Here is a 26668-nt window from a genome sequence, read left to right as displayed (position 1 = left end):
TCTCCGCCTCACTGCTGCACGAGGTATTCGGGCGAGTTGATGATCAGGTACAGCGCTTCCTGCACCCGTTCGCGCTTGGCCGCCGCGGTGTTGGCGGGCATGCCGTTCAAGCGCTCCAGCAGGACTTGCTTCATCGGCGCCGACATCTGCCCGGACAGGAACAAGGTGTTGTAGCGCTCGATCAACTGCGCCGGCTGCGTCGCCAGCGCGACGTCGCGGGTGAGACTGATCGCGACCTCGTCGTCCTCGATGCCGTTGGGATTGCCGACGTAGGAATCGTAGATCTTGCGCATCAGATAGCTTTCGGTCGCCGGCAGCATGTAGTCGGTCGCCAGCTGCAGCTCCGGCGCGGCCATGCCGTTCTGCGAGGGCTCGCCCATCGGGCGATAGTTCGGGCTGAAGAAGTTGAACACCGAGGGCGCGAACATCGGCTGCTGGCCGAGATTGCTGTCCAAGGTCCAGAACTCGTCGACGAACCCGGTCTTGGAGCGGCCGCCGAGCGCGCGCCACAGGTGGGTCAGGCGCAGCAACGGCTCGCGCACCTTGCCGAAATTCGCCGGCTGCGCGGCCGGATCGCGCGCCTCGGGATCGAGCAGGATCGCCCGCACCACCGCGCGCAGATCGCCGCGCACGCCCTGGCCGTTGTCGTCGAATACGCTGGCGACGCGGTCGACGTACCCCGGGCTCGGGTTGCTGGTGATCAGGCGCTGGATCAACTGTCGTCCGATGAACGGCCCGACGTTGGGATGGCGATGGATATTGTCCAGCGCTGCGGTCAGATCGCTGCGGCCGCTGCCGCCGCCGGCGAGCAAGCCGCCCGGCAGCGCCGCGCCCGGGTAGTCGAGCAACTGCTTGGACTGCGCCGAGGCGTGGTATGCGGCCTGATTCTCCATCGGCGACACCCACGCCGGCGAACTCGGCTCGTAGAAATAGCACTCGAAATCGCCCAACGCCGCGCAGCCCTTGAAGGTCCAGCCGGTGAAGACGTGGGCGAAGCCCTTGACCGTCTCTTGGCTGTAGGTCGGCACCGGCTTGCCGTCCAGGCCGAGCAAGGGCGTGCCGTCGCGGTTGAGCCGCACCAGGCCGACGCTGAACAACTGCAGCACTTCGCGCGCGTAGTTTTCGTCGGGCCGGACGTTGCGCACCGGGTCGGGCTTCTGGTTCTGCAGCATCGACAGGTACAGGCCCATCGTCGGGTGCAGGGTCACGTCCTCCAGCAGCGTTCGGTAGTTGCCGAAGGCATCGCGCGCCAAGGTGTCGTAGTAATGGCTCATGCCCTGCGGCTGGCCGCCGAGCAGGTCGGAGGACGCATCCGAGATCACGAAGATCTCGCTCAACGCGAACGCCACGCGCTGGCGCAGCTGATCGCGGTGGACCACCGTGGTCTTGATCGGATCCTTGCCGCCGAGCGCGTTGACGAACCACGCGTCCACGCGCCAGTCGCGCTGCACGTCGTTGCCGGTGCCGGCGCGCGCGGCGGCGTTCTTCAGGAAGGTCAGCTGCGACGACATCGGATAGCCGAATTGTTCGTCGATCCAGGCCGAGTAGCCGACCTGACGCAGATGCGCGATGTCTTCCAGGGTCGGGCCGAACGTGGCCTGGGTCAGGAAGCGCGCAGCCTCGGCGTCGTTGGCCGGCAGGTCGGACACCGCCAACGTCTTCGGCGCCGCGCCGATGGCCGCGCTGTCGCGCGCCGGCGCGCGCCGGTCCGAGCCGGGATACGGCCCCAGATAGTCCGGCAGCGGCGCGACCCCGCGCAGCGCGAGCACGACCGCAAGCGCGAGCAACAAGCGCGGCGAAGCGCCCCACCACGCCGCGCGCAGAAGCGAAGTAGCCATCACAGGCCCCCGAAAGGCTGACGACCGACGAGGTCGATCCGGGGCGCGATGCTAGGCGCGCGGCAGGATTACAAGCTTGATGGCCGCCACGATTCGCAGCGCCGATGACAAGCGTCAGCGCGGCCGGATGATCGCGTCATGACCTTGGTGCGACAGAGGTCAGTCGGCGCCGGCGACGGGCGGCGGATACAGCGCCTCGCGCTTCGCGCCGCGATAGCGTCCGGCCTTGAGCACGACGTCGTACGCGCCGAGATAGCGCGGCACGCCTTCGCCGCGCCGGTCGGGCAGGATCTCCACTTCGCGCGTCGACACGCAACTGTGGCGGTCGGGGAAGTAGGGATAGTAGGGCGTCGCGACGCAATGCCATCGCGCATCGCTGCGATACAAGTACCAGTGACCGTACGAGTTGCCGTCCGACTCCTTCAACACCTCGGCGAACTCATCGCCGCTCAGGGTGCGCGGAAAGCTCGGCCAAAGAACGCTCAGCGCCAACGCGATCAACGCGGCGAAATGCCAGCGCAGCTTCATCCGGCGCAATGGCGGCCACAGGTTGTAGGGTTCTTTCGTTGCAGCGCTCATGCCTCCCTGCCTCGTCGAATCGCGTTCTCAACGACCCTCGCCCGAGCGCTGCCACACCGCCGCACCGTCCACATACGTGCCCAGCACGGTCAACTCGCGCAAGGCGCGCGGCTCCACCGCCAGCGGGTCCTGCGCCAGCACCACGAAATCCGCGCGCTTGCCCACCGTCAGGCTGCCGACTTCGTTCTCGGCGAAGCCTGCGTAGGCCGCGTCCAGGGTGAAGCCTCGCAAAGCCTCGTAGGCGGTGAGTTTTTCTTCCGGATGCCAGCCGCCTTGCGGCTTGTCTTCGGCATCGGTGCGCGTCGCCGCGGCGAACAGGCCCAGGCGCGGATCGACCGATTCGACCGGGAAATCCGAGCCCAGCGCCAGACGTGCGCCGCTGTCGCGCAACTGCCGCCAGGCATAGGCGCCGTCGATGCGCCGCGGCCCGAGCCGCTGTTCGGCCCAGGGCATGTCGCTGGTGGCGTGGGTCGGCTGCATCGAGGCGATGACGTGCAGCGCGGCCAGCCGCGGCAGGTCTTGCGGGGCGAGGATCTGCGCGTGCTCGATGCGCCAGCGATGATCGCTCTTGGCCGCGTCCGCGCCGAGCGCGTTGGCGTACAGGTCCAGCACTTCGCGGTTGCCGCGGTCGCCGATGGCGTGGGTGGCGACCTGCACGCCGCAGCGCTTGGCCTTGGCGATCGCTTTGGCCATCGCTTCGGGCGACATCCGCAGCAGGCCGCGGTTGCCGTGGTCGTCGCTGTAGTCCTGCAACAGCGCGGCGCCGCGGCTGCCGAGCGCGCCGTCGGCGTAGAGCTTGACCGTGCGCATCTTCAGCCGCCCGGACGCATGCTGATACAAACCGTCGCGACACAGCGATTCCAGCGCATCGCCGTCGCCGGCGGCGAAGGCGGTGATGCGTAGCGGCAATTGCTTGCGATCGGCCAGGCGCTGGTACGCGCGCAAGGTGTTCAGATCGACGCCGGCATCGTGCACGCCGGTCAGGCCGTGGCGGGCGGCGGCCTGCATGCCCAGGCTCAGCGCCTGTTCGACCGCGGCCGCCTGCAGCGGCGGGCGCGCGCGTTCGACCAGGAACATCGCATCGTCGATGAACACGCCGGTGGCGCGGCCGTCGCCGCCACGCACGATGCGGCCGCCGTCGGGTTGCCAGTCGCCGCTGAGCTCGCGCCCGGCCGCACGCATCGCCGCGCTGTTGGCCCAGCCGGCGTGGCCGTCGACGCGCTGCAGCCACACCGGGCGGTCGGGAAACGCCGCATCCAGGTCGGCGGCCTCGGGAAAGCGCGCATCGGCCCAGTCGTTCTGGTCCCAGCCGTGGCCGATCAGCCACTGCCCGTCGGGCAGCGTGCGCGCGTAGTCGCGCAGGCGTTGCACCGCTTCGGCCTTGCTGCGCGCGCCGGTGAGGTCGGCCTGGAGCTGGTTGATGCCGAGTTCGAACACATGCGCGTGAGCATCGATCAGGCCGGGGACGATGGTCGCGGCGCCCAGATCGACATGTTTGGCCTTGGGATACAGATGCAACAGATCGGCGCGACCGCCGACGGCGAGGATCTTGCCGTCGTCGTCGAAGACCAGGCCCTGCGCGCGCGGCTGCGCCGGATCGAGCGTGTGCACGCGCGCGGCGGTGACCACGGTGGCCGCCTGCGCCGATGCGGCGAGGCCGCACGCCAGCGCCGAAGCCAAGACCCATCGACCTGCTGCGCGCATCCCGTTCTCCCGTGGCCGGACTGCGATGTCCGAAAGTGGCGAATGTGCGCGGTCGGCGGGTGCGGGCGCAAGTGCGGGCCGCGCGGCTCAATCCAGCCGCTTGCGGAACCGCGCCACCGCCAGGCTCATCATCACCGCGATGAAACCCAGCAGGTAGGCCACGTCGTGCCACAGCTCCAGCAGCCCCGCGCCGCGCAGCATCACCCCGCGGATCAGGCGCAGGAAGTGGGTCATCGGCAACACTTCGGCCAGCCACTGCGCCGGCACCGGCATGCCGGCGTAGGGGAACATGAAGCCCGACAGCAGGATCGACGGCAGCAGGATGAAGACGGTCATCTGCATGGCCTGGAACTGCGAGGCGGCCTTGGTCGAGATCATCAGCCCCAGCGCCAGGTTGGCCAGGATCAGCAGCACCGCGGCGATGTAGACCTCGAGCACGCTGCCCTTGATCGGCACGTCGAACAGCCACAGCCCCAGCAGCAGAACCACGCTGGTCTGGATCAGGCCGATCAGCGCGTACGGCAGCACCTTGCCGATCATCAGCTCGGTGCGGCTCACCGGCGTGGTGATCAGCAGCTCCATGTTGCCGCGCTCGCGCTCGCGCACGATCGCCACCGAGGTGAACATCACCATGGTCATGGTCAGGATCACCCCGATCAGGCCGGGCACGATGTTGACCGGCGAACGCCGCTGCGGGTTGTAGAACGCGACCACGCCGATCGGCGCGGTCTTGCGCGGCGCGACGACCGAACTGTCGACCGGCGTCTGCGCCAGTTGCGCGGCTGCGCTCTGCACCACGGTGTCGCTGCCGTCGACCATCACCTGCGCCACCTCGCGGCCGTCGACGCGGCGGCGTTCGAAGTCCGGCGGCACGGCGATGCCGACGCTGATCTCGCCGCGCCGGAGCATGCCGACGAGTTGCTGCGGGGTGTCGGCTTCGGCCACGGTGCGGATCACGCCGGTGGCGACCATGTCCATCACCAGCGCGCGCGAGGCGGCGGTTCCGGCCTGGTCGGCGACGGCAGCGGTGAGGCCGCGCGGGTTCAGGTTGATGGCGTAGCCGAACAGCACCAGCTGGCCGACCGGGATCATCACGATCATCGCCAGGGTGATGCGGTCGCGCCGCAGTTGCCGCACTTCCTTGAGCACGATGGCCCACAGCCGCCGCAGTTTCATGCGCCCTCCTCGCGCGCCGTCGCGGCGCGCGGCGCTTGGCCACGGGTCGCGGCGACGAACACGTCTTCCAGGTTGGGCTTGGCCTTGGCCACCTCGGCCTCCAGCCCGGCCGCGCGCAGCGCGTCGGTGAGGCCTTGTTCGGCGGTGTCGGCGTCGGCCAGCAGCACGCGCAGGTCGTTGCCGATCTGGGCCACGCTGAGCACGCCGGGCAGATCGACCAGCGCGCGCTGGGCCTTGCGCGGCTGCGCGGCGCGCACTTCCACCGCGCGGCCCTGCAAGGCGCCGGTGAGTTCGGCCGGGGTGCCGTCGGCGACCAACGCGCCGCGGTCGAGGATCGCCAGGCGATGGCAGCGCTCGGCTTCGTCCATGTAATGGGTAGACACCAGCAGCGTGGTGCCGGCGTCGGCCAGCTCGAACAGTTTTTCCCAGAAGTCGCGGCGCGATTCGGGATCGACCGCGCTGGTGGGTTCGTCGAGGAACAGCAGTTCGGGCTCGTGGATGACCGCGCCGGCCAGCGCCAGGCGCTGCTTCTGGCCGCCGCTCATGGTGCCGGCGAGCTGGTTCTGGCGGTCGCCGAAGCGGTATTGCCCGATCAGTTCGTCGATGCGCTTGCGCGCGGCGGCCTTGGGGATGTCCTGCACCGCGGCGAGGAATTCCAGGTTCTCGCGCACGCTCAAGTCTTCGAACAGCGAGAACTTCTGGGTCATGTAGCCGATGCGGCGGCGCAGCGCTTCGGCCTGCGCGGGGATCTTCAGCCCCAGCACTTCGATCTCGCCGGCGCTGGGCGTCAGCAACCCGCACAGCATGCGGATGGTGGTCGACTTGCCCGAGCCGTTCGGGCCGAGGAAGCCGTAGACGCAGGCGCGCGGCACGGTCAGGTCGACCCGGTCCACCGCCTGCAGTGCGCCGAAGCGCTTGCTCATGCCACGCGCGCGGATCGCGGGCGCCGTCGCCGGCGCTGCGGCCTGCGCTTCGCCGGCGACGGCGCTCACGGCGCGAACTCGGCCCGCACCGGCAGACCGGCCGGCAGATCGACGGCGTCGGCGTCGCTCAGTTCCACCTCGCACAGATAGCTCAGGCGCGCGGCGTCCTCGCCGATCAGCGCGTAGTACGGGGTGAAGCTGGATTCGCTGCGGATCATGCGCACGCGGCCGTTCCAGGCGCGCGCGCGGCCTTCGACGTAGACCTTCGCGGCGCGGCCGACGCGCACGTCCTGGCGCAGGGTCTCGGGCACGTACACGCGCGCGAACGGGCGCGGGCCGACCAGCATCACCGCCAGCGGCGATCCCACCGGCGCCTGGTCGCCGAGCTTGTACGGCAGGCTGTCGACCACGCCGTCGCGCGGCGCCAGCACGTCGAGCTTACCGAACGTCACCTGCTGCACCGCGGCCTGGGCCTGGGCGGCGGCGAGCGCGGCGCGGCCCTGGGCGATGTCTTCGCGGCGGTTGCCGCGTTCGAGCTCGAGCAAGGCCGCTTCGGCCGCGCGCACCTGGGCCACGGCGTTGCCGGCGGCGGCGCGGGCGCGGTCGACGTCGGCGGCGGCGATCAGTTGGCGCTGGCCGAGCGGACGCACGCGCTCGTAATAGGCGCTGGCGTCGCGCTGCTGGGCCTGCGCGGCGGCGAGATTGGCGCGGGCCTGATCGATCGCCTCGCTGCGCGGCCCGGCTTCGAGTTCGGCCAGGGCCTGCGCCGATTGCTGCGCCTGCGCCTGCGCGGCCTGCAGCTGCGAACGGGTGCGGTCGAGTTCGAGCTGCAGCACGCGGGCGCCGGCCTTGACCCGCTGGCCTTCGCGCACGTCGATGCGCACGACTTTTTCGGCGGCCGGCGCGGGCAAGGTGATGCGGTCCCATTCCAGCGTGCCCAGCGCTTGCGGCGGTTCCTTCGCGCAGCCGGCCAGCGCGAGCGCGGCGAGTGCGCACGCGGCGACTCGGCGCAGCGTGTTGCGCGGGTTCGCATCGGCGTGGCGGCCGATGAAGGTGGGCTGCGATGCCTGCGCGACCGGCTGCGATGCGGCGGCGTTCGCGCGGCGCGCTTGCGCTGTGCGTGCGCCCGCGGCGACCCGCAACGCGGCCGAGGTGCGGGAGAAAGCGGCGTTCGCGATATCGCGTTGCGCGTTCATGGCGTCAATCCCCGATCGAGCAGAGCCAGTGCGTGGCGGCGCTGCGCCGCCGGGTCGAGGTCTTCGGCGCCGAACAGATGGCGCCAGATCGGCGCGCTCGCCGCCGGGAACAGGGTCAGGCCGATCAGGCTGACCATCAGCAGGCGCGGGTCGAGGTCGGCGTTGATCCGGCCCTGCGCCTGCGCCTGGGCGAAGCGCGCGGCGAGCATGCGCGGCAACAGCGGGCCGATCTTGTCGTAGAGCAGGGTCTGGCGCAGCGCCCCGCCCTCGCACAGCACCTCGCGCACCCACAGCGACGGCAGCCACGGATGGGTTTCGATGATCCGGCCGATGTTGGCGACGAAGCGGCCGATCAGGTCGAACACGTCGGCGTCTTCGCCGCCGAGCCCGTCGCGCAGCCCCAGCACCAGCGGCATCAGCCGCTCGTTGCTGACCGCCTGCTGCAACTGCTCTTTATCGCCGAAGTAGTAATGCAGCAGCGCTGGGTTGACCCCGGCCTCGGCGGCGATGGCGCGCAGCGAGGTCGCGGCGATGCCCTGGCGGGCGTAACAGGCGATGGCGGCATCGAGCAGGCGCTCGCGCAGGTCCGGATTGTCGGCGGCGGCGGGGCGGCCGGGGGCGCGCTTGGGCGCCGCGGTCTTGCGCGGACGGCCGCGCTTGGCGGGCTTGGGGGTGTCCATGCGCCATATTTAATTCAATGATTAATTAGTTCGCAAGCCGGTCCCGACGAGCGGTCGGCGATCCTGCCCGCCTCCCTGTAGGAGCGGCGCAAGCCGCGACCGCGAAAACGAACCAACGACGAAAGCAACCGATGACTGCGACACAGCCCAGCCGCCACGTCCCAAAGCCGACGCGGCACGACGCAATCGTCGCTGGCGCCCGGCATCCGTAGGCGCCGTAGCGCGCGGAGGAGAAAACGCCCGACCGTTTGCGCGCGGCGAGCCGATACATGGCGGTCGCGGCTTGCGCCGCTCCTACAGGGGGATCGCCGTCGGCCGCGGCGATCTACTCGCTCGCGTCGAGCACCGCGTGCGGGTAGCGCTGGCGCCATTGCGCCAGGGTGTCGGCGCAGTGCGAGGGGATCACCCAGGCGCCGTGGTGGGTGTCGCGGAACCGCGCCAGCCGGCGCAGGGTGTCGAGGTAGGCGCGCGGGTCGTCCATCGCCACTTGCTGTGTCAGCCACGGCAGCGGCTGCGGACGGTCGAGCTGCTCGCGCCGCCAGAACGCGTCGGCGGCGAGCACGGCGCGTTCGCCGCGCTGCGTGCGCAGGGCCAGGCCGAGCTGGCCGCGGGCGTGGCCCGGCAACGACAGCGCGTGCAGGCTGCCGTCGCCGAACAAGTCCCAGCCTTCGCCGAGACCGGCCAGGTCGCCCTCGAGCGGGCGTCGGCCTTCGTCGTCGAGCAATTGCAGGCGTTCGGCGAAGTCGGCCGGCAGCAGTTCCTTCCAGATCTGCGCGTGCAGCAGTTCGAACCAGCCGGCCTGCTGGATCCGTCGCCACGCCTGGGCGTGGGCGACGAAGCGCGCGTTGCGGAATTCGCCGAGCCCGCCGATGTGGTCGGGATGGAAATGGCTGACCACCAGCAGACGCACGTCGTCGGCGTCGAGGCCGCGCTGGCGCAGCAGGTGCGCGGCGTCGGCGTGCGGTGGGCAGCAGGCGTGGATGACGCGTTGGTAGACCCAGCGCAGACCGGCACGCATCGCCGCGCGCGCGTCGGGGCCGTAGCCGCAGTCGAACAGGATCGCGCCCTGCACCGGGTGCTCGATCAGCGCCCAGCCCGCGGGAAAACGCATCGGCGCGCCGGCAGCGAGGCCGAGATGGCGCGGGTCGGCGCAGCTGTGGCCGGACGCGGCCAGGGTCAGCGCGACCTCGCCGCTCACCGCCGCGCCTCCGCGCGCGCCAGCTCCTGCAAGGTCTTGTTCAGCGCATCGTCCATGTTCACTCGCGGACGATACCCCAGTTCATCGCGCGCGCGCGAAATGTCCAGGGTCATGTCGACGCTGAGCAATTCGACGCCATAACGCAGCAGCGCCGGCTCGACATCGGGACGGAAACGGCGATGGAACGCCTCCACCGCGCTGGCCAGCGCCAGCGCCAGCGGCTTGGGCACGCGCTTGCGCGGGCGCGGCAGCGACAGCGCGTCGGCGAGGCGGTCGATCACGCTCCAGATCGCCACCGGTTCGCCGTTGCTGATGTTGTAGACCCGGCCGCCGAGGCGCCACGACGCGTCCATCGCCAGCACGCAGGCATCGACGACGTTGTCGATGTAGCTCAGATCGACCAGGCAGCCTTCCTCGCCGATCCGGCGCAGGCGCCCCGCGCGCAGCGTCTGCGCCAGCCGCGGCAGGATCGCGCTGTCGCCGGGGCCGAAGATCGCGCGCGGCCGCAGCGCCAGCGCCGACACGCCGCCGGCCGCGCAACGCTCGAACACCACACGCTCGGCGGCGAGCTTGGTCGCGGCGTAGTCGTTGACCGGCCTGGCCGGCAGCGGTTGGTCTTCGCGGATGCCGCGATGCGGCGCGCCGTCGTGATAGATGCCCGGCGTGGAGATGTGCACCAGCCGCCGCACCTGGCGCGCGATGCAGGCGGCGACCACGTGCTCGGTGGCGGTGAGGTTGGCGGCGACGAAGGCTTCGCGCCGGCCCCACGGGCTGGACAGCGCGGCGCAGTGCACGACGGTGTCGGCGCCGCGCAGGACGCGGTGCACGGCGGCTTCGTCGGTGAGATCGAGCGCGTGGAACTCGATGCCCTGCGCCTGCAACGCGCGGCCGCGGCCGGCGTCGCGGCCGAGCGCGACGGTCTGCTGCCACGGCCGCGTCGCGGCGAGATGGCGGACCAGCGCGCCGCCGAGAAAGCCGGTCGCGCCGGTGACGACGATGCGGCGCTCGGCGGTCATGGGCGATGTTCCGTGCGACTGCGATGTCCCATAAGGCCGGCGACGCAGGCTCTTGTGGGAGGGGCTTCAGGCCCGATGCTTTTCGGCCCGATCGCCGCAAACTGGCCGGAAAGCGTCGGGCCTGAAGGCCCTCCCACAGAAGCCTCCGTGACGGTCTTCACCGCTGCTGTGGAAGGAGTTTCAACCTCGATGCTTTTCGGCCCGATCGCCGCAAACTGGCCGGAAAGCGTCGGGCCTGAAGGCCCTCCCACAGGAGCCTTTGTGGCGATCTTCGCTGCTGCTGTGGGAGGGGCTTCAGCCCCGACGCTCTTCGACCGGATCGCCGCGATGCACGAGATGCGCGGCTCTGTCGTAACCCCCGATCCTGCGATGTCCGACGAAGTTCGCAGCATCGCGCAGACGTTCAGTAAGTCAGCGTCAAACCGACGCCGGACAAACCGGCGCCGGTGCCGAGCAGGACGCCGGTTTCGCCGCGCCGGATCAGGCCCTCGCGCACGCCTTGCTCCAGCGCCAGCGGGATCGAGGCGGCGATGCAGTTGCCGGTGTGTTGCAAGGTGCGCACCATCGCCGCGCCGCTGAAACCGATCTGGTCGATCACCTCCAGCGCGGCGCGGCTAGCCTGGTGCGGCGCGACCCAGCGCAGCGCAGCGCGCGCGGCCATGTCGTCCAGGCCGAGCCGGCGCATCACGTGCGGCACCAGGCGGATGCCGCTGCGCAGCGCGGCCTGGCCCTGCATCGAGAACAGCGCGTCGGCCGGCACCGTGCTCGGCCCCAGCGGCGGCCGCCAACTGCCGCCGCCGCGCAGGGTGGTGATCTCCACGCCCTCGCCCACGGTGCGCCAGGCGATGCGGTGGATGCGGCTGGGGCTGTCGTGCGGCGCGCGCTCCAGCACCGCCGCGGCGGCGCCGTCGCCGAACAGCGTGCAGACCTCGGGGTTGGCGAAATCCAGGCCGACCGAGGCGATTTCGCTGCTGACCACCAGCGCACGCTCGATGCGGCCGTGGTGGATGCGTTCGGCCGCCAGTTCCAGCGCGGCGACGAAGCTCAGGCAGGTCGCGTGCACCGACAGCGCGGGGATGCCGGAACGGCCCAGCCCGAGCTCGCGCTGCAGCAACGGCCCGCCGTCGGGAATGGCGCGCTCGGCCGAACCGGAGGCGTTGACGATCAGATCGACCGCGCCCGGCTCGATGCCGGCGCGCTCGCAGGCCTGCAACGCGGCCTGCGCGCCCATCCAGCTGGCGCGCTCGGTTTCGGGTTCGGCCCAATGGCGGAATTCGACGCCGCTGTTTTCCAGCGCCCATCCGCGCGGCAGGCCGACCCGGTCTTCGATCTGCGCGCTGTCGACGCAGCGCCGCGGCAGGTAGCGGCCGAGCCCGGCGATGCGTACGCGCCAATCCAGGTCGGGCGCGGCGCCGGCGCCGCGGCGTTCGCCGGCGGCGTGGGCCGCCGATCCGGGCGGCAGGCTGTGCTGCATCGTTCTGATGTCCATGTGCACGGGAAGTATGCGGGAGTGTGGCGGGTTTGCCGATAGTTATGGGGCTTTGGGGCGGGTGCGGAGACGGGTGTGAATGTCGAAGCGGCGCGGATCGGGGGACGGGGATGCACGCGGAAGCGGGCGTGGCCTTGGCGGCTCGACGCTGCGTGGTGCGGCGCTGCGTGAGGCGAAACTTGGTGAGCCCGCTGCAACGGTTCGGCCAGGGAACCGTCGCCTGCGCAGGCGCCGAGGCCGCCGCCCGCATCCACCGCGACGATCCGCCCCTTGCCCGCGCCGCGCGGGCTCGCGATCCTGGCGCTGCCGCCCAGGCCGCCGTCCCGCCCCGAGGCCGAAGGAGCATCGCCATGCCGCCGTCCCCCGCTCCACCGCCCCCGCCCTCCTCGCCGCAGGCCGGCCCGCCGTCCCGGCTGATTTCGCGCGAAGCCCTGGGGTTCTGGTTCCTCGGCCTCGGCGCGCTCGGCCTGGTGCGCGGCTGGATGCGTGCGACCCGTCACGGCGGGTTCGACACCGAGACCGTCGGCCTGCTGTGGCTGGCCGGTTCGGCGCTGCTGGTGCTGGTCGGCGCGGTGCGGATCTGGCGCGCATTGCGCATCGCACGGCGCTGAACCGGCTCGCCCGCCGGCATCGCCGACGCTCTCACCGCCGCGCAATACCCCGCCCGTCGCGGCCGCGCGGCTTTGCGAAAACCGGCCGACAGGCGCAAGCTGTGACACCCCAGCACGCATCGCGTGCACGATCCGCCTACGCTTTCGCCATGCCCGCACGCACCGTCTCCGAATTCACCCTGGACCCCGCCGACAGCGAGCGTCTGGCCAACCTCAGCGGCCCGTTCGACGGCCACCTGCGCATGATCGAACTGCGCCTGGGCGTGGAAATCGCCAATCGCGGCAACATCTTCCGCATTGACGGCCCCGACGGCGCGGTCGGCCAGGCCGAAAAGCTGCTGCGCCGGCTGTGGAAGGACGCCGGCGAGGAAACCCTCGACGACAACGCCATTCACCTGGCCCTGACCGAAACCGGCGCCGAGCAGGTCGCGCAGCGCGACTTCGAACCGCAGGAAGTGGCGATCCGGGTCAAGCGCGGCACCATCCGCGGCCGCGGCGCCAATCAGGCCAAGTACCTGCACGCCATCGCCACCCACGACATCAACTTCGGCATCGGCCCGGCCGGCACCGGCAAGACCTTCCTGGCCGTGGCCAGCGCGGTCGAGGCGCTGAACGAATCGCGCGTGCAGCGGCTGATCCTGGTGCGCCCGGCGGTGGAAGCCGGCGAGAAGCTCGGCTTCCTGCCCGGCGACCTCACCCAAAAGGTCGACCCTTACCTGCGCCCGCTCTACGACGCGCTGTACGAGATGTTCGGCGTGGAGAAGGTGGTCAAGCTGCTGGAAAAGAACGTCATCGAGATCGCGCCGCTGGCCTACATGCGCGGCCGCACCCTCAACGACGCCTACGTGATCCTGGACGAAGCGCAGAACACCACCATCGAACAGATGAAGATGTTCCTGACCCGCATCGGCTACGGCAGCACCGCGGTGGTGACTGGCGACCTGACCCAGGTCGACCTGCCCAAGCACGTCAAGTCGGGGCTGAAGGACGCGCTGGACGTGCTGCGCAACGTCGACGGCATCAGCTTCACCTTCTTCGAAGCCAAGGACGTGGTCCGCCATCCCCTGGTCGCGCGCATCGTCACCGCCTACGACGCACGCGACGCGAAGGACTCGCAGACCGGACCGGCCGCCTGAGGCGACGGTCCGGATGCCCGCGCGCCGCCGGCTTCGCACCGGCGACGACGCAGGCAACGACATCGGCGCGACAGCCACCGCGGCCGCGCCGGCCCGCACCGCGGCGACGATGTCCGCCGCGACGCGACCAGCGGCCCGCGACCGCGATCGCGGCCGCCGAACCGCCGACGCACCACCCGCATCACCGAACAGCGAACCGCCCGAACTGCCAGTGAGCGCCGCGATGACCCAAGGCCCCGTCCGACTCGATGTCGCCATCAACTACGCCCTGCCGCGCAAAGGCCTGCCGGCCGCGACCAGCTTCCGCAAGTGGGTCGCCGCCGCGCTCAAGGGCCGCATCCGCGAAGCCGACCTCGCCATCCGCATCGTCGACAGCAAGGAAGGGCGTTCGCTCAACCGCCACTACCGCGGCCGCGACTACGCCACCAACGTGCTGAGCTTCCCGGCCGAGATGCCCGAGGGCCTGCCCAAAGGCGTCAAGCTGCCGCTGCTCGGCGACCTGGTCATCTGCGCCCCGGTGGTCGCGCGCGAGGCGCGCGAGCAGAAGAAGGCGCTGAACGACCACTACGCCCACCTCACCGTGCACGGCGTGCTGCACCTGCTCGGCTGGGATCACGAGGACGAGCGCGAGGCCGAGTGCATGGAGCAGTTGGAGCGCGAGATCCTGGCGACGCTGGGCGTGGACGATCCCTACCTCGAAGACTGAGCGCGAAGGCGTTCGATCGCCGCTTGTTGGTACGCCGATCGAAGACCGAAGAAGGCGCGGCCTTCTGCAGGCCGCAGCCTCTGTCTATCGCGTCGACGCCGCAAACGACCAATCTCGCGGCCGCGCCCTCAGAGGCAGTCGCTCAAGCCCTCGTAAGCCGACTTGGTCGTACCGGGCAGCGCGGCATACAACGGCCGTTCCCCGGCCCACGCCGCCAGCAACGCCTGCGCCGAGGTGCCGCGCACCAGCGGCAGCCGGCATTTCCAGACTTTCGCATCGACCCGGATCGCACCGGTGGCGGGATCGATCTCCTCGTTGCTCGCTGCGAACGACCACAGGCAGCGACCGACCAGGCCGCTGGCGCTGTCGACCGAGCAACGCAGCCTCAGCGCCTGGATGTTGCTGTAGTCGCCTTCGCAGAACGTGTCCCCGCAAATCTGGTCGAAATTGTCGCGCAAGCGATACAACGCTTCGTACCAGGCCTCGATTTCGGCCTCGCCGCGCAGATAATCGCCTAGCTCGACATAACTCGCCGTCGCCGCCGGCGTCGCGGCTACGGCCGCGGAGGCGGCGGACAACGGAAGGCTCAGCGAAGCCAGGACAAAACACAGTGCGGTTGCGAATCCTTTCATGATGACGCTTCCTCTTCCTTGAATTGAGGTATCGACGGATGCCGGCGCTGCGGCAGTTGCGATGATCCGCCCGGGCAATGCCGCAGGCTATCGGCCTCAATCCCGCTGCGTCGTCGGGCTTTTCCTAGGAACGGGTGCGCCGCGCGACAGCCGCGGCACTCCAGTCGCAGAACACCGGCGGCGCGAGCCTCACCAGCAATCCAGCACGTTCGCGCTGCCGCTGCGACCCTTGACGCCTTTCTCGTTGATCGAGAGCGTCATGCACTTGCCGTCCGCCGTGGCCTGGGCGCCCTTCGGTGCGGCCGTCAACCGATACGACTGCGCCGTGAACGAATCGCCCGCGAAGGTGTAGAAGTCGCTCAACTCGGTCACGCATCCCGTCGCCGGCACCGCGGCCCCGACGTAGGTGAAGCGGGTCGTGTAGTAGCGCTCCATGTACTGCACGTGCCCCATCAGACAGGCAGTGGCGGCCGCGCGCCGCGTCTTCACTATCTGGCTGGTGTAGGCCGCGTAGGCGATGGAGGCCAGGATGGCCACGATCGCCACCACGATCATCAGTTCGATCAGGGTGAATCCCCCGTTGCTGCGTCTGGACACGCTCCGCCCCCTCAAGAATGACCACTGCCCGCGTCGCGATCGGCCTGCCTCAGCCATCGCGCCGCACCTCGCGCCAGGAGATGCGCTTGGCGCCCAACCCGAACGCCGCGCTCTCCGGCTTCTCCAAACCGCCCGAATCGTTCTGGATCGGCAGGACGTTGCCGTTGTTGCCCGGAATCACCACGCCCCCGTTCGGCGAGTTGCCGTCGGTGCCGACGCCGGACACAGGCGGCTTGCCCCCCCCTCCCGTGCCGGGCGCGATCCGATCGCCGCCGTCGATGCGCCCGTTGCCGTCCGCGTCGAACACGTCGCCCGCCGTGCGCGCGCCGGTGAACGGGTCGATTTCCATGATGAAACCGTCGCCTCCCGGGTTGCAGGGATCGCTTACGTTGGGAATACGGGTGATGCCCAGCAGACGATTACCGTCGAACAGGTTCGGCACCACCATGCGCTCGCCGCGCGCGATCGGCCCCGGCGAGACCAGATCCAAGCGCCACCCGTTCTTGCCCTGCATATCGCCGTCCTCAGCCGCCGAGACCACCCGTACATCGACGCTCTTGCCGTCGGCCCGGGTCAGCTTGCCTTCGAACTCGATGCTGCGCGTCTTCAGGTCGCTGCTCGCGACCGCACTGCCGGTATCGACGATGCCGTACCAGGACTGCACGGCCTTGTTGCCCGGATCGGTATTGCTCAAGAACGAACCGGTGCCGAAGAACACCCAGGTCTCGAGCGAATCGGGCTTGCGGCCGACCAAGGGCATGGCGGTGATCGGCTGGCCCCTGCCGTCGGCTTCGGCCTGGAACAGGCGCGTCGCATTGGGCGTCCCGCCCGCGCCGAAACCGGAGAACTTCCACAGATTGCCCTTCAAGTCGCCGGCATAGGCCGTATCGACGAAGCCGTTGTTGTCGGCGTCCCAGACCCGCGCTGCCGACAAACCGTTGTCGCTGCCCTCGCCCGTATCCACGCTGGTGGCCGCGCCGGTGGCGACGTCGAGCACCAGCAACTGCGCGCGGGCGCCGCTGCTGTTCGGGCCATTGCCGAGGAAGACCTTCCACACGCCGCTGGCGGTCTGCGCCACCCACGGCTTGCCCAGGTTGTTGCCGAGCTCGGGGATCTGCGAATCGCTAAGTTCCCACAGGAACTTCACGTTGTCCGGGTCGGTGATATCGAGCGCGAACACGCCCTTGCCGCCGCGCCCCAGCGTGCCGATCAGCACCGTTTTCCACGCGCCCTGGGTATAGACGTCGGCGACGGTGAGTTCGCCGTCGACGAAGAAGCGATGCTGGTAATTCGGCGAGGCGTAACCTGCAAGGCCGTCCATGCCGCTGCGCTTAAGCACGGCCTGCGGCACGAAGGCATACGTTTCCACGCCGGTTGCGGCGTCGAATCCGTGCAGCATGCCGTCGTTGGCGCCGACGTACACGACGTTCTTGCGCGCCGCGTTGGCGTTGGCGAAATCGCGATAGGTCTCGCCGCCGCCGGCGAAGGTCGCGTTGGCGTAGAACGTCGCGCTGGGACGGCCGACGAACATCGGCGTGGAGTTGATCAGGTCGCCGAGCGTGTTCTTGCGGTTGCGGAACGGGCCGCCGTTGGACGACTCCTTGCTGCGCTCTCCGCGCAGGTAGTTGACCACGTCTTCGCCGCCGGCGTTGGTGAAGCTCACGCTGGTCAGATTCGACTGGTCGCCGGCGTCCAAACCGCTCCACTTGAATTCGCGATAGCTGCCGCTGTTGGCGTAGATCTTGCGCTGCGCCGGAGCAGGTATCTTGTCGCTCGCGGTCCACAGGGGCAGGAACACGCGCGTGATCGGGTCCAACCGGTAGGCCGTGAGTTCGCCGCGCCAGTCGGTGAAGTAAGTCGGCGCGTAGATCGCCGCGCCTTCCTGCACCGAAGCGCCGTTGACGCCGACGGCCGAAGACGCGCCGCGGCGGTCGGCCACGGCGCTTTCGAACGCGCGGGTCAGGCCCTGCACCATTTGCTCAGCCTGATACGCGACGAAGAAGTTGCGCGGCCGCTTGCTGTTTGCGGCGTCGGCCAGTCCGATCAGGTCGCCGTCGGTCCACCATGCATCGGGCAGCGCCGCCGTGCGCTGGTACGGTTCGAAGCCCGCGGGAACGTCGAATCCGCCGTACTTGGCCGCGAGATAATACTGGTTCTGGTTCGGCGGGCGCACGACGCGGAAAGGAAGCACGTCGACCCAGTAGGTCGACAGCGTCTGCATTCCGGCCATGTTGGGCTGCATATCCTTGGTATGCGAATCGTAGGCGAGGCCCGCGATGAATCCTGAATTAAACTGATCCGAATTGTTGAAGTACTGATTGGCGGTCGGACTGGTGATGCCCTCCAGTGCGAGCACCTTGCCCAGCGCCGTCTCGACGTTGATCGTGGTGTCGGCCGAGACCCTCGCTGGCATATCGGGCTCGCCGCCACGCAACGTCGATCCGGGAAGATTTCGATCCCGATGGGTATAGGTATCGCCGATCCCGACAGCGACGTTGCGCTGACACGAGTACTGCACCGGATTGACCCAATCGGTGATGACCGGGAATTTGTCGGTCTGCGTTTCCGCATTGCCCGTGATGTTGCTGTACGCGAGAACGTTGTCCTGATTCTTGAAGTAGCGAACCGCTGCGTAATAGAGCTCGCTGACGTTATCCAGCCCCTTGGATGCCGCGCTGGTAGTCTGGCCGAACTTGTTCAGGTAATTGATGACGCCGCTGTTGGTCACGACGCTTGAACCGACGCGAGTGTTAGTCGCCGAGGCATCCGTCGAATCGGGATTCACGGCCTGGATGCCTGTGGTCGCACTCCACTCCGCCAGCGGGTTCGTGACTTTTCCATCGATCGGATCGTAGCTGTAGGGCCCGACGTACTTCTGCCTGGCGCGCAGCACCCCGCCGTCCCGACTCTCCGCCGAATCGTTCAAGTAACCGAAAATGCTGTACCGCAGCTTGTCTTGATACTTCTGGATGAGCCCTTCCGGCTTCCAGCTGTTGCCGTACTTGACGCAGTTCGATTCGGGCTTCACCACCCCCGCATTGACGCATACCGCAACGCGGATGCTGATGGCGAACACCCTGGTATCGGTGCTGCCGCTGGGGTCGTCGTTTTTTCCGGTCAAAGCCCCGTGGACCGCTGGATTGTAGGCAACAACGCTCGTAGCGTTCGTAACTCGAGCGTCTCCGCCACCGGTATCGTTGGTGAAGTACATCTGCGCACGCAAGCTGTAAACCCGCATGCGCATGGGAAAGCTGCTTTGAATGGGGGCGGCCTGCTGACTCTGCCCGCTCGCCAGCAACTTGTTCGAGAAATAGGCGATATTGCCGTGGGCGTCGTTGACTGCCTTTTCGACCCAGGTACTGGTTTCGTCGTCCTTGACCCGATAGCCGCCGGTCAGGGCCTTGCGAAAGGGGTCGATGGTCTGGGTGGTCGCCCAGTTGAGGAAATTGCCGCTCCATTGCTTGCTCGCGCCGACGCAGGCGTGGCTGCTCGCTACGCCGACAGGATTGAAATGGCGATTCCTTTCTTGCGCATCGTAGATGTACTCGTAGCATTTGTCCGAGTCGAAGTAGCCGACATACGCGCGCGCCGGCCGATACGTGTCCACGCCGTTGACCATGTCAAAATTAGCCTGCGAGATCAGCGTCGGAAACTCCACCGACGGAATCAGCACCAGGTTGTTGGAGACGTCGTTGCCCAGCGCCAGAGGCCGCGTCGGCATCTCCACCGACACGGACGGCGCCGAACTCAACACCGCGACCAGGCCCACCAGCAAGGCCGGAAGGCGGCGCAGGAGGCTGCGGGAAGGCTGAGGCGTCGGGCTGTGCATGGGACTGCTCCTGCGAAAATCCGTCGTCGCCGGCTGCTTGGCCGGCGCGCGCGAAGTACGTGGAAACGCGATGCGCATCAGAAGCTCGCCATCGTCGATTGCAGGACGACCACGGCCCGGTCCTGGGCCTGGCTGGGGTCGTGGCTGCGCGCGGTCACCCGGTAGTAGGCCGTGCTGGTCTGCGCCGCGCTGCCGGGCTCGTAGGGATTGGCGCCGCCTACGCCCAGATCGTCCGCCGTGGTGCGCCGCCCCATGAATTCGACGTAGTACTGCGGCGTGCCCGCTTGCGGCAGGGCGGCGTCGCCGGCGCTGGCGTTGGTCCAGCATTTGGCGCCGCCGCAGGTGGCGACCGCGGCGCCGTAAGCATCGGCCGGCACTGCGGGGCAAACCGCATTGCTGGCCGAGCAGTCGCGGCCGATCGACTGGCTGCTCTTCACCGCCAGATTGACCGCGGCCTCGCCTTCGCGCAGGGCACGCTCGGCGAATTCGAACGCCAGGCTGCGGTCGTACATGCCGGCGCTCATGCGCTCTTCGAGCATGGTGCTGCGCAGGATCGCCAGGCCCAACAGCATCATCACCAGCAACATGATCATGATGACCGCCAGGGCCGCGCCGCGCTGACCGGCCGGGCCGCGAGTAGTGTTCGGTTTCGTCCGCATCGCCAGCCTCCTCAGCTGTTCCGGTTGCGCAGGCTTAAGGTCGCGGTGACGGTGCGGCCGATGGCCTCGCCGCCGGTGCCGCTCTTGCGTTCGCTTTCCAAGGTCAACACCGCCCGGGCCGCCTTGACCTTCGACCAGTCGGCGACCTCGGATGCGGCGCGGTAGGCATTGTCGCCATCGCTCAGGTACTGGATCTGCATCTGCGATATCCCCTCGGCGACCTCGTCCGCCGCCGGCGCGGCGCCGCCGGAATACAGCACCGCGCGGTACAGCGACTTGCCGTTGCGGGCGTTGTTGCCGACGAACCAGCGCACCGCGCGCGGACGGCCGACGACCGCGTTGGCGCCGTACAGGTGCCAGGCTTCGAGCGGAATCTTGTCGTCATTGCAGGTCAGGTCGGTAAAGCGGGTGAAGCCGGCGCTGCAATTGCCGCCGGTTCCATGCTCGATCGCGCCGCCCGACACGGCGGTGGCGCGGAAGTAACTGACCAGGCGGAAATCGCAGACCACCAGCACGTCGTTGGCGCGCACGTCGGCGGGGATGGCGTTGACGGTCAGCGCCGAATCCTTGGCCGTCATGGCCTGGGTCAGGTAGATGCCCAGATCCTCGCTGGAATGCAGCTCCAGGCCGTCGGTTCCGCTCACCCGGGTGCCGGCGGCGGTGCCGAATCCCAGCGCCGGCGCGACGAAGTCCGCGGTCGCGCCGACGCCGCGCAGCGAGTGCTTCCAGTTCTGCCAGTAAGCGTCGTCGCGCTCGCTGACGACGTTGCCGGTGCGCACGCTTTCGGCGCACTGGTTGCCGCCGGCCTCGCGCACGTCGCGCGCCATCAGTTCGAACGCGATCCGCGCGGCTTCCTGCACGCGCGAAAGGTCTTCGGTGGTCCGGTAGGCCGAGCGCGAAGCCAGGAAGATCGACAGCGCGCCCATGGTCAGCAGCAGTCCCAGCACCAGCGCGACCATCAGTTCGATCATGCTCAGGCCGCGCTGCGCACCGGCCGCGGGCGACATCCGCGCCCGCCTCACAGCCGCACCTGCAAGCGGAAGGTCCGCTTGTCCGCGCCGCTCTCGCCGCCGGCGTTGCCGCCGCGCGTGTCGTCCCAGATCACCTCGATCGTGCACAACTCCGCCGCGCAGGCGATGCGGCCGCAGGTGCTGGCCGTTGCGCCCAGGCTCGCGCCCAACGACCGCACCCAGGCGGCGCGGTCGGCGGCGGCCAGGTCCGCATCCGCGGCGGCCGAGCCGGCCGACGCGCTGTAGCACAGCGGCGTCGCGGTGTTGTAGCTGCCCGCCTTCGCCGCCGCTGAGTTCGCGCGCATCGCGTCGGCCATCGCATAGGCCTGCACCACCGCCTGGCTGCGCTCCAGGGCGCTCTGGCTGTTGCGCAGCGCGAGGCTCTGCATCGCGGCGACGCCGAGCAAACCCAGGCCCAGCACCAGCACGGCGATCAGGATCTCGACCAGCCCCACTCCGGTCTGCGCGTGCCGTGCGCGCGGCGCGGCGCGGCGGTGCGCAGCCCGCGTCGGCGGCATGTATGTGGTTGCTGGCGTCATTGCGCACAGACTCCCTTGGCGTCGATCGGATCGGTGGCCAGGCGGCCACCGGAGGTCAGGCTCACCCGATGCACGTTCTGCGCCGGCTGGGTGGTCGGGATGCACAGATCGAAGGTGGCACTGAGGAAGGCGCCGCGCGCGCTGGCACCGGTGCGAGCGAAACCGTCGGGACGATAGGACACGCTGCCGCCTGCGACGGAACTGCTCAGGCGCACCGCCGAGGTCAATTGCACCGCCTGCAGCACGGCGGGATCGTTGGCGTTGCCGTCGCGATCGGCGTCCGGCACGACCACGATCCAGCCCGTCCACGACCCGCTGCCCGCACAACTGCTCTGATTGGCGCTGCGGCACACCGTCACCGAGACGTTGCGCCGCATCGCCTCCATCCGCGCCATCTGCAGCGACGCCACCAGTTCGTTTGCTGCGCCGGTCAGACGGCTGCGGTTGATCGTGGCGATGAAACTGGGAACGGCCAGTCCGACCACGACCGCCGCCACCGCGACGGTGACCATCAGCTCCAACAGCGTGAATCCCGATTGCGTGCCGCGCCTGGATCTCATCGCATCTCGCCCCGCGGAAGTGGGCGGACTCTAGGCCGGCATTCGCGGCGACGACGAGGTAGACCGAGACGAGCGGTTGGAATGTTGGGGCGAGCGGCGCGCGCTCCACTGCGAATGCAGATCGGACTCGACGTATTGGCACATCGGATGCCATGTGCCGCGCAAGCAAGCAATTTGTGCCACTCGATGCGGCGCTGCGCGACGTGCCGCATCGGCTTCACGAAACCTTGCGGCCCCGACCCGTCAACGCGCCCCGGCGATTCCCGACACGACGCAGCGAACGAATCCGATACGCCCCGCTCGCTCGGCCGCACAGACTGTCGCTCCCAGCATGGATGCAGGAGTTCCTTCCGATGATCGCCGTTCCCGGCCGCCAACGCGGCCTGTCCCTGACCGAAGTCCTGATCGCGCTCGCCCTGATGCTGCTGGCGACCTGCGTGGTCCTGCCCGCGGCGGCATCGGCGCTGGAGCGGGTGCGCGTGGCGCGCGTGCAAGGCGAACTGGCCGAGTCCTTCCTGCAGTGCGCGCGCCACGCGGTCGCGGCGGGCGCGCCGGCGGTGCTGTGTCCCAGCGCCGCGGGCGGCGCCGGTTGCGGCGACGCGAACGACTGGAGCGGCGGCTGGCTGGCGTTCGCCGACCTCGACGGCGACCGCCGCTACGGCGCCGGCGACACCTTGCTGCGGCGCTCGCCCGCATTGGACGGCGGCCTGCGCCTGCTCGCTTCGTCCCAGCGCACCCGGATCGTGTTCCAGCCCCACGGCGGCAGCGCCGGCAGCAACGCCAGCTTCGCCGTGTGCGCCGGATCGCGGCAGCGGCTGGGAACCTTGGTACTGTCCAACGCCGGCCAGTTCCGCTGGCGGGGGCGCGCTTCCGGGAGCCGCGAACCCTGCGAAATATAATGAATATTCAAATACTTATATCGACCCATTTACTGCGGCCGCGGGCCCGCGGGTGCTTGTCCCGGCTTCCGGGTTAGACTGCCGGCCTCGCCCGCACCCCCATGGGCGCCTGCCAAGAAACGAATGTCCGAGGACGACAGTAGTACCCACTCGCCGGAATCCCACGAGAAACGGCGTTCCTGGCTCGACCGCATCAGCTCCGCGCTGTCGGGCGAACCCAGTTCCCGCGAAGACCTGGTCGAGCTGCTGCGCGACGCCCAGTCCGACGGCCTGATCGCCGCCGATACCCTGCGCATGATGGAAGGCGCGATCGCGGTCTCCGACCTCACCGTCGGCGATGTGATGATCCCGCGCTCGCAGATGGTCGCGTTGCCGGCCAACGCCAAGTTCCTCGACCTGATGAAGCTGGTGGTCGAATCCGGCCATTCGCGCTTCCCGGTGCACGGCGAGGACAAGGACGAGATCCTCGGCATCCTGTTGGCCAAGGACCTGCTGCGCGGCGTGGTCGCCGACAACGGGCCGGGCACGATCCACGAACTGCTGCGTCCGGCGGTGCTGATCCCCGAGTCCAAGCGCCTGGACGTGCTGCTGCGCGAATTCCGCCAGTCGCGCAACCACATGGCCATCGTCATCGACGAGCACGGCGGCGTCGCCGGCCTGCTGACCATCGAGGACGTGCTCGAACAGATCGTCGGCGACATCGACGACGAACACGACGAAGCCGAAAACCCCGACGCGCTGATCGCGGCCCAGGCCGACGGCCAGTACGTGGTCGACGCGCTCACCCCGATCGACGATTTCAACGAGCGCTTCGGCGCCGACTTCGACGACGACGAGTACGACACCATCGGCGGGCTGGTCACCGCGGCGATCGGGCACCTGCCCGAGGCCGGCGAGGAACTGACCCTGGGCCGGTTCGTGTTCCGCGTCGCCAGCGCCGACGCGCGCCGGGTGCACGCGTTCCATGTCGGCGTGCTCGGCGCCGACTGACCCGGCGCCGACCGCGCGCGCGGTCGCGCGGTCGAGTCGCCCGACCCGCGAGTTCCGGCCCCGATCGGGGCCGGTTTCGTTTCTGCCGCAGCCGATCCGCCGCACGGGCCGGCGCACGCCTGCGTTTACAATGGCCGCCAACCGCCTCGCCGGATCAGGCCACCCGTGACCGTTCTTCCCCGCTTCGTCCGGCTGTACGCCCTGCTCGCCGTCTTGTTGATCCTGCCGCTGGCCCAGGCCGCGCCGCCGTCCGCAGCGACGCCCGCGCCCGCCGCGCCCGCCGCGGCGAACGCGGCGACCGCCACCGCCACGGACGCCGCCGGCACGCCGGCCGGCCCGGCTACGACGCCGGCCACCGCCGCGACCGCCGCCCAGGCGCCGCGCATCGGCGTGGTCACCATGCAGCCCGGCGAGGAGTTCTGGTCGCGCTTCGGCCACGACGCCCTGGTGGTCTACGACCGCGCCGCCGATCAGGCGGTGTCCTACAACTTCGGCTACTTCGACCCGAGCGAGCCCGACTTCGTCCAGCGCTTCGTGCGCAACGACATGCGCTATCGCCTGGTCGCGCTGCCGTTCGACCAGGACATGGCCCAGTACAACTACGAAGGCCGCAAGGTCAGCCTGCAGTGGCTCGACCTGAGCGACGCGCAGGCGCGCGCGCTGGCCGAGTCGCTGCGGGTCAACGCGCTGCCGGAAAACGCGTTCTACCGCTACCAGTATTTCGACGACAACTGCGCGATCCGCGTGCGCGACGCGATCGACCGCACCCTGGGCGGCGACCTGCGCCGGCAGACCGAAGGCCGCTCGCACGGCAACACCCTGCGCAGCGAAGCGCTGCGGCTGTCGCGGCCGGAGCCGTGGATGTGGTTCGTGCTCGACGTGCTGATGGGGCCGGACGCCGACAAGCCGGTGCCGGTGTGGGCCGAGTCCTACGTTCCCGGGCGCCTGGCCGCGGCGCTGGCCGAGGTCAAGAACGGCGAGGGCCGGCCGCTGGTCGAGTCCGAGCGGGTGCTGCTGCCGTCGCGCATCGCCGCCGAACCCGAGGCCGCGCCGCTGCCGTGGTGGCCGTGGGCGCTGGCCGGCGTGGTCCTCGGCGCGGCGCTGGCCTGGCTCGGCCGGCGCAGCCGGCGCGCGCTGGCGGCCGTGGCGCTGCCGCTGTGGGCCGCGCTCGGCCTGATCGGCGCGCTGCTGCTGTACGCCTGGCTCGGCACCGGCCATACCTACATCTACGCCAACCGCAACCTGCTGCTGTTCGATCCGCTGTGCCTGCTGCTGCTCTACGGCGGCGTGCGCGCGCTGCGCGGACGCGATCCCGGCCCGCTGTTCGGCTGGCTGAGCCTGGCCGTGCTGCTGGCCGCGGTCGCCGCGCTGTTCGCGTACTGGCTGCCGGTGTACCCGCAACGCAACGCGCATTGGATCGCGCTGTGGCTGCCGGTCCACCTGGGCCTGTGGGCGGGCTTCCGCGCGACCGCCACAACCCGCCAAGGCTAGGCGCTTGCCCCTGCGCGGGCGCGGGGGCAGGATGCGCGCATGAGCGATCCCACCCTGCCCCACTGCGTCATCAACTGCGCCGCCTACGACCGCGACGGCGGCCGTCGCGACATCACGCTGGACCAGATCAGCGACGTGCTCGCCGTCGACGACGGCAGCTTCGTCTGGGTCGGCCTGTACGAGCCGGACGAAACCATCCTGGACAAGCTGCAGGAGGAATTCTGCCTGCACGACCTGGCCGTCGAGGACGCGCACAACGCGCACCAGCGGCCGAAGATCGAGGCCTACGGCAACTCGCTGTTCATCGCCATCCACACCGCGCAGAAGATCGACAACCGCATCCGCTTCGGCGAAACCCATTTGTTCGTCGGCCCGCGCTATCTGGTGACCGTGCGCCACGGCGCCTCGATCAGCTACAAGTCCGCGCGCATGCGCATGGAGCGCGAGCCGGACCTGCTCGGTCACGGCCCCGGCGCGGCGCTGTACGCGGTGCTCGACAGCGTGGTCGACAACTTCATGCCGATCGTCGAGGGCTTCACCCAGGAGCTCAACGAGCTGGAGAAGGACATCTTCGCCGAGGACTTCCGCAACGAGACGGTGCGCGAGCTGTACGACCTCAAGCGCGAACTGACCCGGCTGCGCATGGCGGTGTCGCCCTTGCAGGACATCCTCGGCCAGCTCGCGCGCTCGCGCGGCGGGCTGATCGACGAAGAGATCCAGCTGTATTTCCGCGACGTGCTCGACCACGCCGTGCGCATCAACGAAACCACCGACACCCTGCGCGAGATGCTGACCGCGGCGGTGAGCGTGAACCTGTCGCTGGTCACCGTGCGGCAGGGCGAGATCGTCAAGCGCCTGGGCGCCTGGGCGGCGCTGCTGGCGGCGCCGACCCTGATCGCCAGTTGGTACGGCATGAACTTCACCCACATGCCGGAGCTCGGCGGGCAATTCAGCTACGGCATCCTGATCAGCGTGGTGGTGGTGACGTGCCTGGTGCTCTACATCGGGTTCAAGCGGGCGAAGTGGTTGTAGGGTCGCGGCGGGCGCGCGGGAGCGGCTTGCGCTGCGGGCGCGACTTCACGGCTGCGCGGTAGACGCGGTTTCGCGGTCGCAGCTTGCGCAGCTCCTACAGTCGGACGTCCAGCAGACGCAGCGCACTGGCCCGAAGGCCCCTGTAGGAGCGGCGCGAGCCGCGACCGCGACCTCGCAG

At 69.4% G+C, this 26668-nt stretch carries 24 protein-coding genes and 3 pseudogenes; 8 read left to right on the top strand and 19 right to left on the bottom strand.

Going from position 1 to position 26668, the window contains the following annotated elements; all coding sequences use genetic code 11:
- Nucleotides 1-8 precede the first annotated feature (8 nt).
- The 10 genes and pseudogenes from BLU84_RS22435 to BLU84_RS28910 form a co-directional block, all read right to left on the bottom strand.
- Nucleotides 9-1838 carry a DUF1800 domain-containing protein gene (locus tag BLU84_RS22435; protein WP_074872367.1) on the bottom strand — a complete coding sequence of 610 codons (1830 nt, stop codon included), beginning with the start codon at nucleotides 1836-1838 and terminating at the stop codon, nucleotides 9-11.
- Nucleotides 1839-1997: 159 nt separating this feature from the next.
- A complete protein-coding gene (locus BLU84_RS22430; RefSeq protein WP_139175196.1) occupies nucleotides 1998-2417 on the bottom strand; it encodes a hypothetical protein in 420 nt (139 codons plus the stop codon).
- A 27-nt stretch (nucleotides 2418-2444) separates the two neighbouring features.
- Nucleotides 2445-4121 (bottom strand): amidohydrolase, encoded by a 1677-nt coding sequence (locus BLU84_RS22425; protein WP_074872363.1) that lies wholly within the window; start codon nucleotides 4119-4121, stop codon nucleotides 2445-2447.
- An 87-nt stretch (nucleotides 4122-4208) separates the two neighbouring features.
- Entirely contained in the window at nucleotides 4209-5297 is a 1089-nt protein-coding gene (locus BLU84_RS22420; RefSeq protein WP_074872361.1) for an ABC transporter permease, read from the bottom strand.
- The gene (locus BLU84_RS22415) at nucleotides 5294-6220 is read right to left on the bottom strand and encodes an ABC transporter ATP-binding protein (RefSeq protein ID WP_425479436.1); all 927 of its coding nucleotides are present in this window, start codon (nucleotides 6218-6220) and stop codon (nucleotides 5294-5296) included. Before BLU84_RS22415 ends, BLU84_RS22420 begins: the two co-directional genes overlap by 4 nt.
- 65 nt (nucleotides 6221-6285) lie before the next feature.
- Complete coding sequence (locus BLU84_RS22410; protein ID WP_083383023.1) at nucleotides 6286-7416, bottom strand: HlyD family secretion protein; 1131 nt, start codon at nucleotides 7414-7416, stop codon at nucleotides 6286-6288.
- Nucleotides 7413-8096 (bottom strand): TetR/AcrR family transcriptional regulator, encoded by a 684-nt coding sequence (locus tag BLU84_RS22405; RefSeq protein WP_074872360.1) that lies wholly within the window; start codon nucleotides 8094-8096, stop codon nucleotides 7413-7415. The genes BLU84_RS22410 and BLU84_RS22405 overlap by 4 nt, the downstream gene beginning before the upstream one ends.
- A 325-nt stretch (nucleotides 8097-8421) precedes the next feature.
- A complete protein-coding gene (locus BLU84_RS22400; protein ID WP_074872358.1) occupies nucleotides 8422-9294 on the bottom strand; it encodes an MBL fold metallo-hydrolase in 873 nt (290 codons plus the stop codon).
- On the bottom strand, nucleotides 9291-10310 hold the full coding sequence (locus BLU84_RS22395; RefSeq protein WP_074872357.1) for an NAD-dependent epimerase/dehydratase family protein: 1020 nt from the start codon (nucleotides 10308-10310) through the stop codon (nucleotides 9291-9293). Before BLU84_RS22395 ends, BLU84_RS22400 begins: the two co-directional genes overlap by 4 nt.
- Nucleotides 10307-10435, bottom strand: a pseudogene (locus BLU84_RS28910) (DUF6053 domain-containing protein); the annotation flags it as partial. The pseudogene BLU84_RS28910 and the gene BLU84_RS22395, both read right to left, overlap by 4 nt.
- On the opposite strand from BLU84_RS28910, the pseudogene BLU84_RS28905 reads away from it, so the two are divergent.
- Nucleotides 10377-10556 (top strand): annotated as a pseudogene (locus tag BLU84_RS28905) (DUF6053 domain-containing protein); the annotation flags it as partial. The pseudogenes BLU84_RS28910 and BLU84_RS28905 overlap by 59 nt on opposite strands.
- Here the strand turns inward: BLU84_RS28905 and BLU84_RS28900 are convergent.
- Both BLU84_RS28900 and BLU84_RS22390 read right to left on the bottom strand, forming a co-directional pair.
- Nucleotides 10484-10702: pseudogene (locus tag BLU84_RS28900) on the bottom strand (DUF6053 domain-containing protein); the annotation flags it as partial. The pseudogenes BLU84_RS28905 and BLU84_RS28900 sit on opposite strands and share 73 nt — an antisense overlap.
- An 11-nt stretch (nucleotides 10703-10713) precedes the next feature.
- Nucleotides 10714-11784 carry a 3-oxoacyl-[acyl-carrier-protein] synthase III C-terminal domain-containing protein gene (locus tag BLU84_RS22390; protein WP_139175195.1) on the bottom strand — a complete coding sequence of 357 codons (1071 nt, stop codon included), beginning with the start codon at nucleotides 11782-11784 and terminating at the stop codon, nucleotides 10714-10716.
- A gap of 365 nt (nucleotides 11785-12149) precedes the next feature.
- Between BLU84_RS22390 and BLU84_RS22385 the strand changes: the two genes are divergently transcribed.
- From BLU84_RS22385 to ybeY, 3 genes are all read left to right on the top strand, one after another.
- Nucleotides 12150-12410, top strand: a complete 261-nt coding sequence (locus BLU84_RS22385; RefSeq protein ID WP_074872355.1) for a hypothetical protein — start codon at nucleotides 12150-12152, stop codon at nucleotides 12408-12410.
- 149 nt (nucleotides 12411-12559) lie between these two features.
- Complete coding sequence (locus BLU84_RS22380) at nucleotides 12560-13546, top strand: PhoH family protein (RefSeq protein ID WP_074872352.1); 987 nt, start codon at nucleotides 12560-12562, stop codon at nucleotides 13544-13546.
- A gap of 223 nt (nucleotides 13547-13769) precedes the next feature.
- A complete protein-coding gene (gene ybeY, locus BLU84_RS22375) occupies nucleotides 13770-14252 on the top strand; it encodes an rRNA maturation RNase YbeY (RefSeq protein ID WP_074872496.1) in 483 nt (160 codons plus the stop codon).
- A 128-nt stretch (nucleotides 14253-14380) separates the two neighbouring features.
- Here ybeY and BLU84_RS22370 read toward each other — a convergent pair whose 3' ends face one another.
- The 7 genes from BLU84_RS22370 to BLU84_RS22340 all read right to left on the bottom strand — a co-directional run bounded on the left by BLU84_RS22370 (nucleotide 14381) and on the right by BLU84_RS22340 (nucleotide 22078).
- Nucleotides 14381-14884: a hypothetical protein gene (locus BLU84_RS22370; RefSeq protein WP_074872350.1), complete on the bottom strand. Its 504-nt coding sequence runs from the start codon at nucleotides 14882-14884 to the stop codon at nucleotides 14381-14383.
- 189 nt (nucleotides 14885-15073) lie between these two features.
- On the bottom strand, nucleotides 15074-15481 hold the full coding sequence (locus tag BLU84_RS22365) for a type IV pilin protein (RefSeq protein ID WP_267889198.1): 408 nt from the start codon (nucleotides 15479-15481) through the stop codon (nucleotides 15074-15076).
- 49 nt (nucleotides 15482-15530) lie between these two features.
- Nucleotides 15531-19310, bottom strand: a complete 3780-nt coding sequence (locus BLU84_RS22360) for a pilus assembly protein (RefSeq protein ID WP_074872345.1) — start codon at nucleotides 19308-19310, stop codon at nucleotides 15531-15533.
- A 77-nt stretch (nucleotides 19311-19387) separates the two neighbouring features.
- Nucleotides 19388-19969, bottom strand: coding sequence for a pilus assembly PilX family protein (locus BLU84_RS22355; protein ID WP_074872342.1), 582 nt, complete (start codon nucleotides 19967-19969; stop codon nucleotides 19388-19390).
- An 11-nt stretch (nucleotides 19970-19980) separates the two neighbouring features.
- Nucleotides 19981-20976, bottom strand: coding sequence for a PilW family protein (locus BLU84_RS22350; RefSeq protein ID WP_074872340.1), 996 nt, complete (start codon nucleotides 20974-20976; stop codon nucleotides 19981-19983).
- Between the two features lie 11 nt (nucleotides 20977-20987).
- Entirely contained in the window at nucleotides 20988-21497 is a 510-nt protein-coding gene (pilV, locus tag BLU84_RS22345; protein WP_074872338.1) for a type IV pilus modification protein PilV, read from the bottom strand.
- 17 nt (nucleotides 21498-21514) lie between these two features.
- Complete coding sequence (locus BLU84_RS22340) at nucleotides 21515-22078, bottom strand: GspH/FimT family pseudopilin (protein ID WP_074872336.1); 564 nt, start codon at nucleotides 22076-22078, stop codon at nucleotides 21515-21517.
- 353 nt (nucleotides 22079-22431) lie between these two features.
- On the opposite strand from BLU84_RS22340, the gene BLU84_RS22335 reads away from it, so the two are divergent.
- The 4 genes from BLU84_RS22335 (at nucleotide 22432) to corA (ending at nucleotide 26490) form a co-directional block, all read left to right on the top strand.
- Nucleotides 22432-22977 carry a GspH/FimT family protein gene (locus BLU84_RS22335; protein ID WP_074872334.1) on the top strand — a complete coding sequence of 182 codons (546 nt, stop codon included), beginning with the start codon at nucleotides 22432-22434 and terminating at the stop codon, nucleotides 22975-22977.
- 123 nt (nucleotides 22978-23100) lie between these two features.
- Nucleotides 23101-23967 carry a CorC family transporter gene (locus BLU84_RS22330; RefSeq protein WP_074872332.1) on the top strand — a complete coding sequence of 289 codons (867 nt, stop codon included), beginning with the start codon at nucleotides 23101-23103 and terminating at the stop codon, nucleotides 23965-23967.
- A gap of 165 nt (nucleotides 23968-24132) precedes the next feature.
- A complete protein-coding gene (locus BLU84_RS22325) occupies nucleotides 24133-25458 on the top strand; it encodes a lipoprotein N-acyltransferase Lnb domain-containing protein (RefSeq protein ID WP_074872330.1) in 1326 nt (441 codons plus the stop codon).
- 39 nt (nucleotides 25459-25497) lie between these two features.
- The gene (gene corA / locus BLU84_RS22320) at nucleotides 25498-26490 is read left to right on the top strand and encodes a magnesium/cobalt transporter CorA (protein WP_074872328.1); all 993 of its coding nucleotides are present in this window, start codon (nucleotides 25498-25500) and stop codon (nucleotides 26488-26490) included.
- Nucleotides 26491-26668 lie beyond the last annotated feature (178 nt).

The sequence above is a fragment of the Lysobacter enzymogenes genome (assembly GCF_900106525.1).
Lineage (GTDB): Bacteria > Pseudomonadota > Gammaproteobacteria > Xanthomonadales > Xanthomonadaceae > Lysobacter > Lysobacter enzymogenes.
Note: the sequence above shows the minus strand (reverse complement) of the source record. Positions and strands in the feature narration are given on the sequence as shown.